Origin of the sequence: Microbacterium sp. Marseille-Q6648, assembly GCF_943181415.1 — a bacterium.
Classification (GTDB): domain Bacteria; phylum Actinomycetota; class Actinomycetes; order Actinomycetales; family Microbacteriaceae; genus Microbacterium.
This window is the reverse complement of sequence record NZ_CALPBZ010000003.1, coordinates 358,862-374,631: the sequence shown is the minus strand read 5'-3', so window position 1 is coordinate 374,631 and position 15,770 is coordinate 358,862. Positions and strand designations below refer to the sequence as shown.

The 15,770-nt window shown below is 71.1% G+C and carries 17 protein-coding genes; 15 read left to right on the top strand and 2 right to left on the bottom strand.

Annotation, left to right across the window (positions count from 1 at the left end):
* Window positions 1-121: 121 nt before the first annotated feature.
* The 6 genes from NFR93_RS11895 to NFR93_RS11870 all read left to right on the top strand — a co-directional run bounded on the left by NFR93_RS11895 (window position 122) and on the right by NFR93_RS11870 (window position 6,392).
* Window positions 122-1,165, top strand: coding sequence for a LacI family DNA-binding transcriptional regulator (locus NFR93_RS11895; protein WP_251453501.1), 1,044 nt, complete (start codon window positions 122-124; stop codon window positions 1,163-1,165).
* A gap of 77 nt (window positions 1,166-1,242) precedes the next feature.
* Entirely contained in the window at window positions 1,243-2,532 is a 1,290-nt protein-coding gene (locus tag NFR93_RS11890; protein WP_251453500.1) for a sugar ABC transporter substrate-binding protein, read from the top strand.
* A 66-nt stretch (window positions 2,533-2,598) separates the two neighbouring features.
* Window positions 2,599-3,540: a carbohydrate ABC transporter permease gene (locus tag NFR93_RS11885; protein ID WP_251453499.1), complete on the top strand. Its 942-nt coding sequence runs from the start codon at window positions 2,599-2,601 to the stop codon at window positions 3,538-3,540.
* 1 nt (window position 3,541) lies between these two features.
* On the top strand, window positions 3,542-4,444 hold the full coding sequence (locus NFR93_RS11880) for a carbohydrate ABC transporter permease (protein WP_251453498.1): 903 nt from the start codon (window positions 3,542-3,544) through the stop codon (window positions 4,442-4,444).
* The gene (locus NFR93_RS11875) at window positions 4,441-5,403 is read left to right on the top strand and encodes a carbohydrate kinase family protein (protein WP_251453497.1); all 963 of its coding nucleotides are present in this window, start codon (window positions 4,441-4,443) and stop codon (window positions 5,401-5,403) included. Before NFR93_RS11880 ends, NFR93_RS11875 begins: the two co-directional genes overlap by 4 nt.
* A gap of 17 nt (window positions 5,404-5,420) precedes the next feature.
* The gene (locus NFR93_RS11870; protein WP_251453496.1) at window positions 5,421-6,392 is read left to right on the top strand and encodes a glycoside hydrolase family protein; all 972 of its coding nucleotides are present in this window, start codon (window positions 5,421-5,423) and stop codon (window positions 6,390-6,392) included.
* Here NFR93_RS11870 and NFR93_RS11865 read toward each other — a convergent pair.
* Entirely contained in the window at window positions 6,367-7,311 is a 945-nt protein-coding gene (locus NFR93_RS11865; protein ID WP_251453495.1) for a Ppx/GppA phosphatase family protein, read from the bottom strand. The two genes, NFR93_RS11870 and NFR93_RS11865, sit on opposite strands and share 26 nt — an antisense overlap.
* Window positions 7,312-7,425: 114 nt before the next feature.
* Between NFR93_RS11865 and NFR93_RS11860 the strand changes: the two genes are divergently transcribed.
* Window positions 7,426-7,590, top strand: a complete 165-nt coding sequence (locus tag NFR93_RS11860; protein ID WP_251453494.1) for a DUF8730 family Cys-rich protein — start codon at window positions 7,426-7,428, stop codon at window positions 7,588-7,590.
* Between the two features lie 240 nt (window positions 7,591-7,830).
* On the opposite strand, the gene coaA is transcribed toward NFR93_RS11860, so the two are convergent.
* Window positions 7,831-8,784 (bottom strand): type I pantothenate kinase, encoded by a 954-nt coding sequence (coaA, locus tag NFR93_RS11855; RefSeq protein WP_502846287.1) that lies wholly within the window; start codon window positions 8,782-8,784, stop codon window positions 7,831-7,833.
* 96 nt (window positions 8,785-8,880) lie between these two features.
* Between coaA and glmS the strand changes: the two genes are divergently transcribed.
* The 8 genes from glmS (at window position 8,881) to NFR93_RS11815 (ending at window position 15,760) form a co-directional block, all read left to right on the top strand.
* Entirely contained in the window at window positions 8,881-10,734 is a 1,854-nt protein-coding gene (gene glmS, locus NFR93_RS11850; RefSeq protein ID WP_251453492.1) for a glutamine--fructose-6-phosphate transaminase (isomerizing), read from the top strand.
* Window positions 10,735-10,974: 240 nt separating this feature from the next.
* A complete protein-coding gene (locus NFR93_RS11845; RefSeq protein ID WP_251453491.1) occupies window positions 10,975-11,409 on the top strand; it encodes a holo-ACP synthase in 435 nt (144 codons plus the stop codon).
* Window positions 11,406-12,530 carry an alanine racemase gene (alr, locus tag NFR93_RS11840; protein ID WP_251453490.1) on the top strand — a complete coding sequence of 375 codons (1,125 nt, stop codon included), beginning with the start codon at window positions 11,406-11,408 and terminating at the stop codon, window positions 12,528-12,530. Before NFR93_RS11845 ends, alr begins: the two co-directional genes overlap by 4 nt.
* Before the next feature lie 16 nt (window positions 12,531-12,546).
* The gene (gene tsaE, locus NFR93_RS11835; RefSeq protein ID WP_251453489.1) at window positions 12,547-13,056 is read left to right on the top strand and encodes a tRNA (adenosine(37)-N6)-threonylcarbamoyltransferase complex ATPase subunit type 1 TsaE; all 510 of its coding nucleotides are present in this window, start codon (window positions 12,547-12,549) and stop codon (window positions 13,054-13,056) included.
* A gap of 10 nt (window positions 13,057-13,066) precedes the next feature.
* Complete coding sequence (gene tsaB, locus NFR93_RS11830) at window positions 13,067-13,726, top strand: tRNA (adenosine(37)-N6)-threonylcarbamoyltransferase complex dimerization subunit type 1 TsaB (protein WP_251453488.1); 660 nt, start codon at window positions 13,067-13,069, stop codon at window positions 13,724-13,726.
* Complete coding sequence (gene rimI / locus NFR93_RS11825; protein ID WP_251453487.1) at window positions 13,723-14,184, top strand: ribosomal protein S18-alanine N-acetyltransferase; 462 nt, start codon at window positions 13,723-13,725, stop codon at window positions 14,182-14,184. The genes tsaB and rimI overlap by 4 nt, the downstream gene beginning before the upstream one ends.
* Window positions 14,181-15,293 (top strand): tRNA (adenosine(37)-N6)-threonylcarbamoyltransferase complex transferase subunit TsaD, encoded by a 1,113-nt coding sequence (gene tsaD, locus NFR93_RS11820; RefSeq protein ID WP_251453486.1) that lies wholly within the window; start codon window positions 14,181-14,183, stop codon window positions 15,291-15,293. The genes rimI and tsaD overlap by 4 nt, the downstream gene beginning before the upstream one ends.
* Window positions 15,290-15,760 (top strand): hypothetical protein, encoded by a 471-nt coding sequence (locus NFR93_RS11815; protein ID WP_251453485.1) that lies wholly within the window; start codon window positions 15,290-15,292, stop codon window positions 15,758-15,760. The genes tsaD and NFR93_RS11815 overlap by 4 nt, the downstream gene beginning before the upstream one ends.
* The last annotated feature ends 10 nt before the right edge of the window (window positions 15,761-15,770 follow it).

Below are 15,770 nucleotides of genomic sequence, written 5' to 3'. Positions count from 1 at the left end.
AATTGTGATCCTGAACGACTGTTCCGACGGGTGTTATGGACGTGTTACTTGACGCGGGCAGCGAAGGAGGTTCATAATCATGCCTGTCGGATAAATCGATTTATCACAAGGATGTGGAAACGTGGTTCGGGCTCGGATCTCTGATGTCGCGGCAGCGGCGGGCGTGTCGGTGACGACCGTTTCGCTCGTCATGAACGACGTCGAATCCCGCATCTCGGCCGAGACGCGCCAGCGGGTGCGCGAGGCCGCCCGGGCGATCGGGTACGCCCCGAGCTCGGTGGCCCGGGGGCTGCGCACGCAGCAGACCCGCACCGTCGGTCTCATCTCCGACCAGATCGCGACGACCCCGTTCGCCGGTGACATGCTCGCCGGCGCGCAGGACGCCGCTCGCGAGAACGGCCACCTCGTCTTCCTCATCGACACCGGCGGCGACAGCGCGATCGAAGCGGACGCGATCCGCGCCCTCACTGCGCAGCAGGTCGACGCGCTCATCTATGCGTGCATGTGGCATCAGGTGGTCGCGGCGCCGGCCAGCCTGCCCGCGGGCACGGTCTTCCTCGACTGCCGGCCCGAGAACGGGGGATTCCGCTCGGTGGTCCCCGACGACCGCGCCGGGGGAGTGTCGGCCGTGCGCGAACTCGTGGCCGCCGGTCACCGACGCATCGCCTACATCGACACCGACGACGCCCCGATCGCGTCGGCGCTGCGCCATGAGGGCTACCTCGAAGTGCTCGCCGATGCGGGCATCGCGGTGGACCCGGCGCTCCACGTTCGCGCCGAGACGACGGCCCGCGGCGGCCGCATCGCCACCGACCGGCTGCTGGAGCTGCCCGAGGACCAGCGTCCCACCGGCATCTTCTGCTTCAACGACCGCATGGCCGTCGGCGTCTACACCGCCGCGCACCACCGCGGCCTCGAGATTCCGCGAGACCTCTCGGTCGTCGGGTACGACGACCAGCAGCTGATCGCCGCGGAGCAGGACCCCCCACTGACCACGATCGCGCTGCCCCATTACGACATGGGGCGCTGGGCGATGGAGGTCGCGCTCGGCGTCCGCGCGGGGGACGAGGACGTCACGCACCTGATGGAGTGCCCCGTCATCCGACGAGACTCCGTGGGCCCGCCGCCGGCGCATGTCGGCAAACAGAACCGGCGACGGGCTTGACACACCGAAGGGTCGCCGACGGCGCCCCCCGACCGGTGCTCCACGCGGGAGTGGAGCACCAAGAAAAGGAAACCACAATGATGCGCAGGACGACGCCGATCTTCGTATCGGCAGGACTCGTCGGGGCTCTGGCCCTGACCGGATGCGGGCAGGCGGGTCAGGGCGACGCCACGACCGAGGACGGCCGCACCCAGCTCACGATGTGGACCCACTCCGCCGGGAACCCGGCCGAGCTCGAGGTCTACGAACGGATCATCTCCGACTTCAACGACTCGCAGGACGACTACGAAGTCGTCCAGGAGTCCTTCCCCCAGGGCGCCTACAACGACGCGATCGTCGCCGCCGCGGCATCCGGGGATCTGCCCTGCCTGCTCGACCTCGACGGTCCGATCATGCCGAACTGGGCGTGGGCCGGCTACCTCCAGCCGCTGGGCCTGCCCACCGAGCTGACCGACTCGCTGCTGCCCACCGCCGTGGGCGTGTGGGACGGCGAGATCTACTCGGCCGGCTACTGGGACGCCGCACTGTCGATCTTCGCCCGCGAGTCGGTGCTGACCGAGAACGGCATCCGGATCCCCACCATGGACGAGCCCTGGACCCAGGACGAGTTCGGCGAGGTGCTGGCCACGCTTCAGGATGCCGGATACGAGACCCCGCTCGACATCGGCGCCGAAGACACCGGCGAGTGGTGGCCGTACGCGTACTCGCCCTTCGTGCAGAGCTTCGGCGGCGATCTCATCGACCGCGACTCCATGCTCAGCGCCGACGGCGTGCTCAACGGCCCCGAGGCCGTCGCATGGGGCGAGTGGTTCGCCGGGCTCTTCGCCGACGGCTACGCCGGCAACGGCGGCACGGTGGGCAACCAGGAGTTCGTCGACGACGAGGTGGCCCTCAGCTACACCGGCGTCTGGAACGCCCCGGCGGCGCTGGAATCGGTCGGCGACGACCTGCTCATCCTGCCCCCGCCGGACCTCGGCACCGGCCCGAAGATCGGCGGCGGCTCGTGGCAGTGGGCGATCTCGTCCGAGTGCAACGACCCCGAGGGTGCCCGCGCCTACCTGGAGTTCAGCTTCCAGGACGAGTACATCACCGAGTTCGCCGACAAGCAGTTCGTGATCCCCGCGACCGAGGGCGCCGCCCAGGCGTCGCAGTACTTCGGTGACGACGGCGAGCTGCGCCCGTTCGTGGAGTTCTCGCAGGAGTACGCGGTGCTGCGCCCCGAGACCCCCGCCTACGCGGTGATCTCCACCACCTTCGAGACGGCCGCGAAGGACATCATGAACGGCGCCGACGTCCAAGAGACGCTCGACCGCGCCGTCTCCGAGATCGACGCGAACATCGCCTCGAACGACGGCTACGGCTTCTAGCCCATCATCCAGGTGCGCCGGCGGGGGCGATCCCGCTCCCGCCGGCGCGCTCGAGAAGAGCACACCATGACTGTCACACCTCCGACGGTCGCAGCCGAGCAGCCTCGGCGCGCCTCCCGTCGCTTCCGCTCCATCCGGGGCCGAGAGACCTGGGCCGGATTCGGCATGATCGCCCCCGCGGGCATCCTGCTGGTCCTGTTCCTGATCATCCCGGTGATCCTCGCCTTCACCCTGTCGTTCACCAACGCTCGACTCATCTCGCCGAACCCGCCGCGGTTCGTCGGCTTCGACAACTTCATCCGCGCCTTCGCCGCCGACCCCGTCTTCGTGCAGTCGGCATGGAACACCGCGCTGTTCGCCCTCGTGGTCGTCCCCGTTCAGGCCGGCATCGGACTGCTGCTGGCGGTGCTGGTCAACCGCCGGATGCGCGGGGTCACCGCGTTCCGCGTGATCTTCTTCATCCCGGTCGTCACCTCGATCGTCGTGGTGTCCATCCTGTGGAAGTTCATGTACCAGCGCGACGGGCTCATCAACTCGCTCATCGACGCCGTCACGTTCGGTGCCTGGCAGGGCACCGACTGGCTGAACAACCCCGACACCGCGCTCGGTGCCATCATCGTGCTGTCGATCTGGCAGGCCGTCGGGTTCCACATGATCATCTGGCTGTCGGGGCTGCAGACCATCCCCGAGGAGCTCTACGAGGCCGCGAAGATGGACGGCGCGAGCCCCTGGCGCCAGTTCACCAACGTCACCTGGCCGGGCCTTCGCCCCACCATGGTCTTCGTCCTGGTCACCATCACCATCGCGGCCCTCGGCCTGTTCGTCCAGATCGACGTCATGACCCAGGGCGGTCCCGTGAACTCCACCTCCACCATCGTCTTCCACGCCGTGCGCAAGGGCTACGAGCAGCAGGAGATCGGCTACGCCGCCGCGATCTCGCTGATCTTCTTCGTGGCCGTGCTCATCATCGCGCTCATCCAGCGCCGGCTGACGCGAGAGAAGGACTGACATGTCCGCCACCAAGCCCCAGAGCGAGTCGTCCCACCGCATCCGCGGCAAGATCGCGCTCTACGTCACGATGTCGCTCTTCGGCATCCTGTTCCTGTTCCCGCTGGTGTTCATGTTCGTCTCGAGCCTCAAGCCGGACGCGCAGATCCTGCAGGACATCGACTCGCCCATGGCGTTCCTGCCCGTCGGCGACATCAGCCTCGACAACTACTTCGGGGTGTTCGACCGCGTGCCCGTCGCGCAGTTCCTGTTCAACTCGGTGCTCGTCACCGTGCTGACCGTGGGGCTCGGACTGGTCGTGAATTCCATGGCCGGGTTCGCTTTGTCGCGCCTGGAGTGGAAGGGCCGCTTCGTCGTCCTCGCGATCGTCATCGCCACCCTCATCGTCCCGTTCGAGACGATCGCGGTGCCGATGGTCTACTGGGTCGCTCAGCTTCCGACGCTCGTGATGGAGGGCGGCATCCTCAAGTACGACTTCGGCTGGCTGAACACCTACGAGGTCCAGATCGTCCCGTTCATCGCGAACGCGTTCTCGATCTTCCTGTTCACGCAGTACTTCTCCACGATCCCGAAGTCCCTCGACGAGGCCGCGCGCATCGACGGTGCGAGCTGGTTCACGATCTATCGCCGCATCCTCGTGCCCCTGTCGGGACCGGCGTTCGCGACCGTGGCGATCCTCACCTTCCTCCCGGCGTGGAACCAGTACCTGTGGCCCCTCATGGTCGTGCAGAAGGAGGAGCTGCGCCCGGTCATGGTCGGCATGCAGTACTTCTTCCAGCTGAACACCGCGTGGGGCGAGGTCATGGCCTACACGTCGCTCATCACGTTGCCGGTGCTCATCGTCTTCCTGGTGTTCCAGCGGGCGTTCGTCTCGAGCATCGCCGCGAGCGGGGTGAAGGGATGACCGGGGGATCGCGCATCGTCGTGGTGGGCGAGGCGCTCGTCGACGTGGTCCACCGCGTCGACGGCACCGTCGACGAAGCTCCGGGCGGCAGCCCCGCCAACGTCGCACTCACCCTCGGGCGCCTCGGACGCGACCCGCTGCTGATCACCCGCCTCGCCGATGACGACCACGGCCGGCGCATCCGCGGCTGGCTCGCCGCGTCGGGCGTCGAGGTCACCGCGACTCCGGCGCCCCGCACCTCGACCGCGATTGCCCGCCTCGACACCACCGGCGCCGCGCGCTACGAGTTCGACCTGGAGTGGGACCTGGCCGCGGATGCCGCGGGGGAGGCCGCGGCATCCGCGGGCATCCTGCACATCGGCTCGGTGGCCGCGGTGATCGAGCCGGGCGCCGGCCAGGTCGTCGCGCTGGTCCGACGCCTGCGGTCGTCCGCGACGGTCACGTACGACCCCAACATCCGCCCGTCGCTCGTCGACGATCCCGCAGCCGTGCGTGCGCGGGTGGACGAGCTCATCTCGCTCGCGGACGTCGTCAAGGCCAGCGACGAGGACGTGCGGTGGCTCCACCCGGGCCGTGCCGTCGAAGACGTCGCGCAGGAGTGGCAGCGGCGCGGTCCCGCGCTCGTCGTCCTCACCCTCGGCGGCGAGGGCGCCCTCGCGGTGACCGCCGACGGCGTGCACCGCATCCCCGCCGTCCGAACCGCCGTCGTCGACACCGTCGGCGCCGGCGACACCTTCATGGGCGCGATCGTCGACGGCCTGGTCTCGCTCGACGCGACCGCCGGCCGCCTGCGGGCGCCGGGGGGCGGCATCCGGCCCGACGACCTCGAACGGATGCTGCGACGCGCAGCCCGCGCCGCGGCCATCACCGTCTCGCGGCCCGGAGCCGACCCACCCCGCCGCGACGAGCTCGACCCGCTCGACACGCACCCCCATACCCCCGCGCCCAGCGCGCGCTGACGACCGAAGGATTCACCATGTTCGACCTCCCCGGCTCCTGGGTGTGGGACTACTGGTTCGCCGACGACGGCGAGACGTACCACCTGTTCTTCCTGTACGCCTCACGCGCGCTGCACGACCCCGACGCGCGCCATTACCGCGCCTCGATCGGCCACGCCGTCTCGACCGACCTCGTCGAGTGGACGCAGGTCGCCGACGCCCTCGTGCGCAGCGACGCCCCCGCGTTCGACGACCTCGCCACGTGGACGGGGTCGGTCATCCGTCACCCGGACGGCACGTGGTTCCTCTTCTACACGGGCTCGTCGCTGGCCGAGAACGGGAAGAACATCCAGCGCATCGGCTATGCGACCTCCCGCGACCTGCTGACGTGGACGAAGTCCGGGGGGCCGGTGCTCGAGGCCACCGGGCCCTGGTACGAGAAGCTCGACAGCGACGCGTGGCATGACGAGGCCTTCCGCGACCCCTGGGTGTTCGCCGATCCCGAGCGGAACGGCTGGCACATGCTCATCACCGCACGCGCGCCCGAGGGTCCCGTCGACGGTCGCGGCGTCGTCGGCCACGCGTGGTCGGCCGACCTGCGCGACTGGGAGCTGCGCGAGCCGCTGTCGGTCCCGAGCGACGACGGCTTCGGTCAGCTCGAGGTGTTCCAGGTCGAGGTGGTCGACGGGCGCCCGGTGCTGCTGTTCTCATGCCTGGAGGGCCAGGCCACCCCAGCGCGGCGCGGGTCCCGCGGCGGCACGTGGGCGGTGACGGCCGACAGCGTGCTCGGTCCGTTCGACATCAGCGCCGCCTACCCGCTCACCGACGACTCGCTGTACGTCGGGCGTCTGCTGCGGCGGCGCGAGGACGGGCAGTGGCTGCTGTTCGCATTCCGCCACGCCGACGACGAGGGACGATTCGTGGGCGGAGTCACCGACCCGATGCCGGTGGCCTGGCACGGAGACCGACTGGTCGCGAAGGGTGCTACGCGCCCGGAGCGTTCCAGCTGAGCGACTCGATGTAGCGCAGGAGCACACCTTCGCGAAGCGCCCACGGCGAGACTTCGAGCTCCTCGACATCCATGGCCTTCATGGCCTGGTGCAGCACCACCGCGCCCGCGACGATCTGGAACGTCCGGTCGGCGGTGATGCCGGGCAGCTCCTGCCGCGTGTCGGCGGGGATGCGCGCGAGCCGCGGGATCCACGCCTTGAGCTCTTTGCGGGGGAGCACCATGCGCTCGATGCCCGACCAGCCGGGCACCGGGTAGCCGGCGAGCTTGGCGAGCGAGCGGATCGCCTTGGACGAGCCGACGACGTGATCGGGCCGCGGCTGGGCGGAGAAGCGTTCGGCGACCGGCGCGAGCACCCCTGCCGCGTGCGCGCGCAGGGCGTCGATCGCGTCGGCGCCCGGCGGATCGTCCGGCAGGAACTGCACGGTCATGCGGCCGGCGCCCAGCGGCACCGACTCGGCCACGTCGGGCAGCTCGTCGCCGCCCGCGGCCAGTTCGAGCGACCCGCCGCCGATGTCGAACAGCAGGATCTGCCCCGCCGACCAGCCGAACCACCGGCGGACGGCGAGGAAGGTGTAGCGCGCCTCGGTCTCGCCGCCGAGCACCTGGAGGGGCTGCCCGAGGGCCTCCTCGATCCGGGCGATGACCTCGGTGCCGTTGGCGGCCTCGCGAACGGCCGAGGTCGCCGTCGCGAGGAGCTCGTGGACGTTCTCGGCGGCGGCGACCCGGCGCGCCTCCGACACCGCGGACACGAGCGCGGCGACACCCTCGTCGGTGATCTCGCCGTCGGGTCCGAGATAGCGCATCAGGCGCAGCACCGTGCGCTGACTGGTCGCCGCGAGGGGCCGACCGCCGGGCCGGACGTCGGCGACGAGCAGATGGACGGTGTTCGACCCGATGTCGAGGACTCCCAAGCGCACGGACCAAGGGTAGTGGTGCGGAGTCCCCCCGCCGATTTCACCGATAGATACCCCCGGGGGTATTATCTCCACGTAGCGCGGACGATCGTCGTCGCGCAGAACAGGAGAGCACCCATGTGCCGAGCCGTCAGCTGCCGCACCTGCGGAAAGACCACGTGGGCCGGTTGCGGTCAGCACGTCGACCAGGTGCTGCGGGGCATCCCGAACTCGCAGCGCTGCCAGGGCCACGACCAGGCGCCCTCGTCCGGGTTCTTCGCGAAGCTCTTCGCCCGCGGGTAGATCCCGTCAGTCCGCATCCGCGGCGGGGCCGGCTGTCGGTTCCGCTCGCGACGGGCGCGCGACTCCCACCGCGGCAGTTCGCGGCATCCGCTACACCGATCGATGGCGCGGATGCCGGAACCTGCCGCGGCGGTGTGACTCGGCTGCCGTGATGTGGCGCGGATGCCGGAACCTGCCGCGGCGGTGTGACTCGGCTGCCGCGATGTGGCGCGGATGCCGGAACCTGCCGCGGGTCTCGTCTCAGAGCTTGCGCAGCAGCACGCGTTCGACCGTGTGGTCCACGGCCTTCTCGAGCACGAGCGTGGCGCGATGCTTGGTGGGGAGGACGTTCTCGCGCAGGTTCGGCAGGTTGATGTCGTTCCAGTAGCCGAGCGCCGTCTCGACCGCCTCGTCGTCCGAGAGGTGAGCGAACACGTTGAAGAACGAGTTCGGGTTGGCGAACGCCCCGCGCCGCAGCGCCAGGAAGCGGTTCACGAACCACTGGGTGATGTCGTCGGTGTCGGCGTCGACGTAGATCGAGAAGTCGAACAGGTCGCTCACCGCCACGTCGTTCGGCGTGGGCGGCGGCTGCAGCACGTTCAGGCCCTCGACGATGACGACGTCGGGGCGGCGCACGGTCACGTGGGCGTCCGGCACGATGTCGTACCGCATGTGCGAGTAGAAGGGCGCCCGCGCCTCGGCCGCGCCGCTCTTGACCTCGGTGAGGAAGGCCACGAGCGCACGGCGGTCGTAGGACTCCGGGAACCCCTTCCGGTCCATCAGTCCCCGCCGCTCGAGCTCGGCGTTGGGGTAGAGGAAGCCGTCCGTCGTCACCAGCTCCACGCGGGGGGTTCCGGGCCAGCGGCTCATGAGCTCGCGCAGCAGGCGCGCGATCGTGGACTTGCCCACGGCGACGGAACCGGCCACCCCCACCACGAACGGGGTCGTGGCCGCGGCATCCCCGAGGAACTCGGCCGTGTCGTCGCCCAGGCGCTTCGTCGCCTCCGCGTACAGCGACAGCAGGCGCGACAGCGGCAGGTAGACCTGCGCCACCTCGGCGATGTCGAGACGGTCGCCGAGGCCCCGGATTTGGACGACCTCGGTCTCGCTGAGCGGCTGCGCCATCCCGGCCGCCAGCCGCGACCACTCCGCCCGGTCGATCTCGCGGTATAGCGAGAGGGCGGGTGCGGTCGCGGTCGCGTCGTCGGCGGACATCGCGCCCATCGTAGCGTCAGGGATGCCGCGCCCGGCTGTCGCGGCATCCGGTCCGTTCAGCCATCTCGCATGCCGGGCCGGGATAGCATCGAGCGCATGTGTGGAATCGTCGGATACGTGGGCCCGCGTCAGAGCCAGCCCATCCTCCTCGCCGGCCTGTCGCGGCTCGAGTACCGCGGCTACGACTCGGCGGGGATCGCCGTCATCGACGGCGGCGGCGACCTGGGGATGCGCAAGCGCGCCGGCAAGCTGAAGATCCTGCGCGACGACCTCACGGCGCACCCCCTGAGCGACGGCACGACCGGCATCGGCCACACCCGCTGGGCCACCCACGGCGGCCCGACCGATGCCAACGCGCACCCGCACCTGGCCGACGACGACAAGCTCGCCGTCATCCACAACGGCATCATCGAGAACTTCTCCGAGCTCAAGAGCGAGCTCGTGGCCGAGGGCTACACCTTCCGCAGCGAGACCGACACCGAGGTCGCCGCCGTGCTCCTCGGCCGCGAGTACCGCGAGGCCGGCGGCAACCTGGTCGAGGCGTTCCGCATGGTCGTCGCCCGCCTCGAGGGCGCCTTCACACTGCTGGCGATGCACCGCGACCACCCCGGCCTCGTCGTCGGCGCGCGCCGCAATTCGCCGCTGGTGATCGGCCTCGGCGACGGCGAGAACTTCCTCGCCTCGGACGTCGCCGCCTTCGTCGAGCACACCCGTCGCGCCCTCGCGATCGGACAGGACGAGATCGTCGCGATCACGCCCGAGGGCGTCGAGGTCACCGACTTCAGCGGCGACGAGGTCGACGTCGAGCCGTTCGAGGTGATGTGGGATGCCGCAGCCGCCGACAAGGGCGGATGGTCGTCGTTCATGGCCAAGGAGGTCTCGGAGGAGCCGGATGCCGTCGCCAACACCGTCCGCGGACGAGTGAAGGACGGCGCGGTGGCCATCCCCGAGCTCGACGGCCTCGACGGGCTGTTCGCCGACATCACGCGCATCATCGTCATCGCGTGCGGCACTGCCGCCTACGCCGGCGTCGTCGGCAAGTACGCCCTGGAGCAGTGGGCGCGGGTGCCGGTGGACGTCGAGCTGGCCCACGAGTTCCGCTACCGCGACCCGGTGATCGGACCCGACACGCTCGTGGTCTCGATCTCGCAGTCGGGCGAGACTATGGACACGCTCATGGCCGTCAAGTACGCCCGTGAGGCGGGGGCCAAGACGCTGTCGATCTGCAACACCCAGGGCGCGACGATCCCGCGCGAGTCCGACGCGATCGTCTACACCCACGCCGGTCCCGAGGTCGCGGTCGCCTCGACGAAGGCATTCGTCGCGCAGATCACCGCCCTGTACCTGCTCGCCCTCCACATCGGACGCGTGCGCGGTGCGCTGACGGCCGAACAGGCCGCCGACAACGTGCGCGAGCTCGAAGCCGTGCCGGCGAAGATCCAGCAGATCCTCGACCGCGAGCAGAGTCGCATCGAGCAATTCGCGCACTGGATGGCCGACACCCGGTCGGTGCTGTTCCTCGGACGGCACGTGGGCTACCCGATCGCGCTCGAGGGCGCGCTCAAGCTCAAGGAGCTCGCCTACATCCACGCCGAGGGCTTCGCCGCCGGCGAGCTCAAGCACGGCCCCATCGCGCTCATCGAGCCGGGTCAGCCGGTGTTCGTCATCGTGCCGTCGCCGCGCGAGTCCGCCGAGCTGCACAAGAAGGTCGTGTCGAACATCCAGGAGATCCGCGCCCGTGGAGCGCGCGTGATCGTGATCGCCGAGGAGGGGGACGCCGCCGTGCTGCCCTTCGCCGACGAGGTGCTGCGCATCCCCCTGGCCGGCCCGCTCTTCGAGCCTCTCCTGGCCGTCGTGCCGCTGCACATCTTCGCGATGGGCCTGGCCACGGCCAAGGGCCTGGACGTCGACCAGCCGCGCAACCTCGCGAAGTCCGTCACCGTCGAGTAGGGCGGTAGGGCTCGGGGCACCACCGGCTCCCGGCCCGGTGCAGGATCACAACTCCTGCACCGGGCGGAGCCGTCTCGTGCGGCAACCGCGGAATCCTGCAGGTCGGACGCCGATGCCGACGGCGCCGGTGGTGTACCTGCAGGAGTTGTGATCCACCCGCGTCGAACAGGGGTCCCGGCAGGGCGTGGGAACGGCGCGATAGGGTGGCGGAGCCGCGGGTGCGGCGCGAGGGGAGGACCGGTGATCGTCGGCATCGGGGTCGATCTCGTCGACATCGCCCGCTTCGAGCGGACGATCCAGCGCACGCCGCGGCTCCTCGAGCGGCTGTTCTCCGACGCCGAACGCGCCCTCAAACCGCGCTCCCTCGCTGCGCGGTACGCCGCCAAAGAAGCCCTCATCAAGGCGCTCGGCGGCTCGGACGGGCTGCACTGGACCGAGATCGAGATCACCCCCGAGGCCTCGGGCCGGCCCTGGTTCACCCTCACCGGATCGACCGCCGCCGTCATCCGCGAGCGCGGCATCACGGCGCTGCACCTGTCGATGTCGCACGATGCGGGCCTGGCCACCGCCTACGTCGTCGCCGAGTCGGAGCCCGCATCGGCGTCCGCATCGGCGTCCGCATCGGCGTCTGTGAACGAGCTCGCCGCCACGTCGCCCACGGGAGGCTCCGCATGACCCGCATGCCTCCCGGCGTCATGCGCGAGGCGCTCATCGACGTCTCGGCTATCACCGCGAACGTGCGCCATCTGCGGCGCCTCACCGACAGCGAGGTCATCGCGGTGGTGAAGGCCGACGGCTACGGCCACGGCGCGGTGCGCTCGGCGACGGCCGCCCTCGAGGGCGGTGCGGCACGACTGGGCGTCGCCGACGTGGCCGAGGCGATCGCCCTCCGGCGCGCGGGGATCGACGCGCCCCTCGTGGCGTGGCTGCATGCTCCCGGCGCTTCGTTCGCCGAAGCGGCCGCCCTGAACATCGAACTCGGCGTCTCGAGCTCCGACCAGCTCCTCCAGGCCGCCGCCGCGGCGACGGTCGACCGTCCGGTCTCGGTGCACCTCAAGCTCGAGACCGGCCTCAGCCGCAACGGCATCGCGCCGTCCGACTGGCGTGTCGTGCTCAGCGAGGCCGCGCGGCTGGAGCGCATTGGCAAGCTCCGCGTCCTCGGCATCTTCAGCCACCTGTCGAACACATCCGCCGACGACGACCGCGCCGCGCTGCGCTCGTTCCACGAGGGGCTCGGCGTCGCGGCATCCGTCGGGCTGGCCCCGCCGCTGCGGCACATCGCCGCCACGCACGCCGCCATTGACCTGCCCGAGACCCGCCTCGGGTGCGTGCGCCTGGGCATCGGCATCTACGGGCTCTCGCCCTTCGCCGACCGCACCTCGGCCGACCTCGGACTGCGGCCGGCCATGACCCTCCGCGGCGCGATCGCGGCCGTCCGCCGGGTGCCGGCAGGTCAGGGCGTGTCGTACGGCTACGTCCACCGCACGACCCGCGACACGACCCTCGCGCTCGTGCCGCTGGGGTACGCCGACGGCGTTCCCCGGCAGGCGTCCACGTGGGGCCCGGTGACCATCGGCGGCCGCCGCTTCACGGTGGCCGGCCGCATCGCGATGGATCAGTTCGTCGTCGACGTCGGCGACCACCCCGTCACCGTCGGCGACGAGGCCGTGCTGTTCGGCGACGCCACCCTCGGCGTCCCGTCGGCCGACGACTGGGGCGACGCCGCCGGCACCATCAACTACGAGATCGTCACCCGCATCGGGCCGCGCGTGGCGCGGCGGCAGGTGTCGCAGTGAGCGGGGGAGGACGCCCATGACCGGACTCGACGCGCTGGCCGGGCGCCGCGAGATCGCCTCGCCCGACGACATGGAGGCGCTCGGTGAAGAGATGGGCCGGATGCTGCGCCCCGGCGACCTGGTCGTCCTGACCGGTCCGCTCGGAGCAGGCAAGACCACCCTCACGCGCGGCATCGCGGCGGGACTGGGCGTGCGCGGACCCGTGCAGAGCCCGACCTTCGTGATCGCGCGGACGCACCCGTCGCTCGTCGGCGGAGCCCCGCTCGTCCACGTGGACGCCTACCGCCTCGGCTCCGCCGTCGAACTGGACGATCTCGACATCGACCTCGACGCCTCGGTCACCATCGTGGAGTGGGGACGCGGGATGGTCGACGCCCTCCGTGACACGTGGTGGGAGGTCGAGCTCGACCGGGAGTGGCACGGCCGCGGCATGGACGACGCGTGCGCGGTGAATCCCCAGGCCACCGCAGAGCTCGACGCCGACGCCCCCCGCCTCGTCACGATCACCCGCCGGGCGCGCGACTAACCTGGTACGCGTGATCCTCGGCATAGACACGTCCCTCGGCACCGCGGTGGCGGTCGTCGAGCACGACGGCGTCGTCCGGGCCCAGCTCGAGAGCGCCGATCCGCGCGGGCACGCCGAAGTCATCGGCACGCTCCTGCAGAGGGTGCTCGCCGAGGCGCAGGTCGCGGCATCCGACATCACGCACGTCGCCGCGGGCATGGGTCCCGGACCCTTCACCGGTCTGCGCGTCGGGATCGCCGCCGCGCGCACCTTCGCCCTCGGCCGCGACGTGCCGGTCATTCCGGTGCCGAGCCACGACGCCGTCGCCCTCGAGCTGCTGCTGCACGACGCCCTCACCGGGGGCTACGAGGAGTCGATCGACCAGCCCTTCGCGGTGGCCACCGACGCGCGACGGCGCGAGTACGCCTACACCGTCTACCGCGGCCTCGACGACGACGGACTGCCCGTCCGCCTCTCCGAGGCCGCCCTCGTGCCCCGCGACGAGCTTGACGGCGTCCTCGAGGGCCGGGGGGCGCTGCGCCGGGATGCCGAGCGCATCCCCGCCGCCATGCTCGCGCTCGCCGGTGCCCGCGCCCTCGCCGCCGGACGCACGATCGGTCCCGCCGACGCGCTGTACCTGCGCTCGCCCGACGTGACCGCGCCGACCGGCCCGAAGCGGGTGACGGCATGACCACGCGCCCCGCGACCGTCGACGACCTCGACGCGATCATGGCGCTCGAGCGCGCCTCGTTCCCGACCGACGCGTGGTCGCCGTCGATGATGCGCGAAGAACTCGCCTCGCCCCACGGCTGGTACGTGGTGGTCGAGGAGGCCGGGCGCCTCATCGGGTACGCGGGCCTGCGGGCTGTGCAGGGGGCGGCGGATGCCGACGTCCAGACCATCGCGATCGCCGACGGCGCGCGTGGCCGCGGTCGCGGCCGCGCGCTGCTGCGCACGCTCATCGCCGAGGCCGCGCGACGGGGTGCCCACGACCTCTTCCTCGAGGTGCGCGCCGACAACCCGGTCGCGCAGGCACTGTACGCCTCGGAGGGCTTCCAGGAGCTCGGCCGCCGGGCGAACTACTACCAGCCGGACGGCGTGGACGCCGTCGTCATGCGACTGAAGGTCGCCGGATGGGCGGCGGCATGAACCGCGACGAACCCCTGGTGCTCGGCATCGAGACCAGCTGCGACGAGACCGGCATCGGCATCGTCCGCGGCCGGACGCTGCTGAGCAACACCATCGCCAGTTCCATGGACGAGCACGCCCGCTACGGCGGCGTCGTGCCCGAGGTGGCCGCACGCGCCCACCTCGAGGCGCTTCAACCGGCGATCCGCGCCGCCCTCGCCGAAGCCGGAGTCACCCTCGGCGACCTCGACGCCGTCGCGGTGACGAGCGGCCCCGGGCTCGCCGGTGCGCTCATGGTCGGCGTCGGCGCCGCGAAGGCCCTGGCAGTCTCGCTCGATCGGCCGCTCTACGCCGTCAACCACCTCGTCGGACACATCGCCGCCGACATCCTGGACGCCTCGGCGCCCCCGATCGAGTACCCGACGGTCGCGCTGCTCGTCTCGGGCGGCCACACCTCGCTGCTGCTCGTGCGCGACCTCACCTCGGACGTCGAGATGCTGGGCGAGACCATGGACGACGCCGCCGGCGAGGCGTTCGACAAGGTCGCGCGTCTGCTCGGCCTGCCTTATCCCGGCGGCCCTGAGATCGACCGCGCGGCCGCGAGCGGCGACCCCGCGGCGATCCGCTTCCCGCGCGGGCTCTCGCGCGCCTCCGACATGGCGCGGCACCGGTACGACTTCTCGTTCTCGGGGCTCAAGACCGCCGTCGCGCGGTGGGTCGAGCAGCGCACCGCCGAGGGCGGTGACATCCCGGTCGCGGACGTCGCGGCATCCTTCCGCGAAGCGGTCGTCGACGTGCTCGTCACCAAGGCGCTCGCGGCGTGCCACGACCACGGCGTCCCGCGCCTCCTGCTGGGCGGCGGCGTCATCGCCAACAAGCGGCTTCGCGACGCCGCGATCGAGAGAGCGGATGCCGCGGGCGTCACGGTCCGCATCCCTCCGCTGTCGCTGTGCACCGACAATGGGGCCATGATTGCCGCGCTCGCCGCCGAGCTGATCCGATCCGGTCGGCCGCCGTCGACGCTGGAGTTCGGCGCCGACTCGACCCTGCCGGTCACCGAGATCCAGGTCGCCGCGCGCACCGCAGGCGACCCGGACGACAGCCGCGATAGAGACGGCGACGCCGCATGAGCGATCCCGCCGCCGAGAAGCCGCAGCTGCGGGTCGAGCCGCCGTCGTCGGACGTCGAGTCGTCCGCGGCCTCGTCGACGCTGCCCGGCCAGCACCGCGGCGGCTTCTCGCGCCTGCCCACCGGTCCGGTGGACGTCACCGTCCCCACCGGCCCGACCGTCGACACCGACGCGGTCTGGGCGCCGATCCAGCCCGCCGGACCACAGCGGGGCCTGGCGGCGTGGGCGCTCGCCTTCGCGGTGATGGGGCTCGCCGCCTCGCTCTTCGTCGGCTGGGGCTTCCCGATCGGGCTCGTCGCGGTGATCTCGGGCATCCTCGCCCTCCGCCGGCCCACCGAGAGCCGTTCGGTGGCGATCTGGGCCATCGTCCTGGCCGTGCTGTCGATCCTCTACAGCGCGGGGTGGCTGTGGTTCGCCGCCACGCAGGCCAACCTGCTGAGCGCGATCCCGACGAACTTCCTGGGCTGAGCCGGCTGTC